Origin of the sequence: Acidisphaera rubrifaciens HS-AP3, assembly GCF_000964365.1 — a bacterium.
GTDB lineage: Bacteria > Pseudomonadota > Alphaproteobacteria > Acetobacterales > Acetobacteraceae > Acidisphaera > Acidisphaera rubrifaciens.
The window spans coordinates 1-2,022 of the sequence record NZ_BANB01000493.1; the positions used below are offsets into that span (position 1 = coordinate 1).

Sequence of the window (2,022 nt, forward strand, 5' to 3'; positions counted from 1 at the left end):
CTCACCGCACGCGGTGCGCCAGCACGATGACCGCCGCGCCGACCAGGCACAGCCCGGCGCCGAGCACGTCCCACCGGTCCGGGCGCGTCCCCTCCGCCGCCCACAGCCACAGCAGCGCCGTCGCGATATAGACGCCGCCATAGGCGGCATAGGCGCGGCCGGCGGCATCGCTGCCCACGCGGGTGAGCAGCACGGCGAACAGCAGCAGCGCCGCCGCCCCCGGCAGCACCCACAGGGCGGACCGGCCGAGCCGGAGCCAGGCCCAGAAGGCGAAGCAGCCCGCGATCTCGGCCAGAGCGGCCCCGGCATAGGCGGCGATCGTGCCCACGACCTCTCCCCTGACATCTCCGCCGCGGACGCGGCGGCGCGGCGTTGGCAGGCACACCGCGCCGCCTTATCTCATGGGACATGAACGATCCGTCCACCGACCGGCACATCAGCGACCGGGATTTCGACGCGGCCCTCGTGGGCGCCGCCATGGCCATCGCGGGCGAGAAGGGCTGGCGCGCGGTCAGCGTGGTGCGGGCGGCCCAGCGCGCGGGCCTCGATCTCGCCCGCGCGCGGGCGCGGTTTCCCGGAAGCCTCGCGATCCTGATGCGCTTCGGCGTGATGGCCGATCAGGCGGCGCTGACCGCCGCCGCGGCGGCCACCGGCCCGGTCCGCGACCGGCTGTTCGACATGATCATGCAGCGCTTCGACGTGCTGCAGGCGCATCGCGACGGCGTACGCGCCGTGCTGCGCCACCTGCCGTCCGATCCGCCGCTGGCGCTGCTGATGACGATGGCCAGCAAGCGCAGCATGGCTTGGCTCCTCGACGGCGCCGGCGTCGGCACCACGGGCCTGCGTGGCGCGCTGCGGGTGCGCGGCCTGCTGGCGGTGTGGCTCTACGCGGTGCGGGCCTGGGAGCATGACGACAGCGCGGACCTGTCCGCCACGATGCGCGCGGTGGACGCCGCCCTCGGCCGGGCGGAGGAGGCGGAGCGGATGCTGCATCCCGGCCGCCCGGCGACGGTAAAGACCGAAGACCATGCTGCCGACCCCGGGCCGGCAGTCCCCGAGGCCCACGAGGCGGCCGCCGCCGCCCCGGTCGAGCCGCCGCCGCCCCCCGAACCCCCCGCGGCTCCCCCGGCCGAGCCGCCCCCGCCGGCCTCGCCGCAGGTCTGACGCCGTCGCGGGGAGTTTCATGCGCCGGATCATTGAGACCGGGAGGCGACCGGTCTAGCGTCGGGGCCGGAGGTCCGGTGCGGCCGGACCCATCAGGCAGGAGCGTGCCATGTCCGACTTGCCCAACCCGATGAAGGCGCTGTCCGAGTTCGATTTCACCAAGTTCTTCAACGAGATGAAGATGCCGGTCATGCCCGGCCTCGATGCGTTCGTCGCGTCCTACCGGCGCAACATGGAGACCCTGTCCGCGGCCAACCGCGTGGCGCTCGAGGGTGCGCAGATGGTCGCCCGCCGGCACATGGAGATCATGCAGCAGGCGATGGCCGAGCTGACCGAGACGATGAAGGCCGTCGCCTCCGTCGAGAGCGCGCCGGCCAAGGCGGCGAAGCAGGCCGAACTGCTCAAGCAGTCCTATGAGCACGCCGTCGCCAACCTCAAGGAGCTGTCGGACCTGATCCAGCACGCCAACAACGAGGCGATCGCCCTGCTCAACAAGCGCTTCGCCGAGGCGATGGACGAGGTTCGCACCATCATGGACAAGGCAGCGATCAAGGGCTGACCTAGACGCCGAACAGCCGCCGCGCCGCGCGGGTGAGCGGGCGCTCCACCGCGCGGTGCACGGCCACCGCCAGCGCCAGGCTGATCGCACAGGCCACGATTATATAGGACAGCACGACGGCCGACCCGCCGTTCGCCGGCCAGATGCGGTCGAGAAGCCGCATCGGGAACGGGTGGACGAGATAAAGCGCATACGACGCATCGCCCAGCGCCACCGCCCGCCCGAACCAGCGTCCTCCCCACCGCCCGGCCGGCGCGACCGGCGGCCCGAGTACGGCCGCCCCGACCAGCGCCGCCGCC

At 73.0% G+C, this 2,022-nt stretch carries 3 protein-coding genes and 1 pseudogene; 2 read left to right on the plus strand and 2 right to left on the minus strand.

The window, feature by feature from the left end; all coding sequences use genetic code 11:
• Position 1: 1 nt before the first annotated feature.
• The gene (locus tag B8460_RS13620; protein ID WP_048862153.1) at positions 2 to 328 is read right to left on the minus strand and encodes a YnfA family protein; all 327 of its coding nucleotides are present in this window, start codon (positions 326 to 328) and stop codon (positions 2 to 4) included.
• Positions 329 to 408: 80 nt separating this feature from the next.
• Here B8460_RS13620 and B8460_RS22020 point away from each other — a divergent pair, with 80 nt between their 5' ends.
• Complete coding sequence (locus tag B8460_RS22020) at positions 409 to 1,164, plus strand: hypothetical protein (protein WP_084623643.1); 756 nt, start codon at positions 409 to 411, stop codon at positions 1,162 to 1,164.
• Positions 1,165 to 1,273: 109 nt separating this feature from the next.
• Positions 1,274 to 1,723, plus strand: coding sequence for a phasin family protein (locus B8460_RS13630; protein WP_048862154.1), 450 nt, complete (start codon positions 1,274 to 1,276; stop codon positions 1,721 to 1,723).
• Position 1,724: 1 nt separating this feature from the next.
• On the opposite strand, the pseudogene B8460_RS22025 reads toward B8460_RS13630, so the two are convergent.
• Positions 1,725 to 2,022, minus strand: a pseudogene (locus B8460_RS22025) (hypothetical protein); the annotation flags it as partial.

What these genes read in the sequence shown, in the direction of transcription:
- B8460_RS13630 (WP_048862154.1), top strand. Translation starts at nt 1,274, where the DNA reads ATGTCCGACTTGCCCAACCCGATGAAGGCGCTGTCCGAGTTCGATTTC.
- B8460_RS22020 (WP_084623643.1), top strand. Translation starts at nt 409, where the DNA reads ATGAACGATCCGTCCACCGACCGGCACATCAGCGACCGGGATTTCGAC.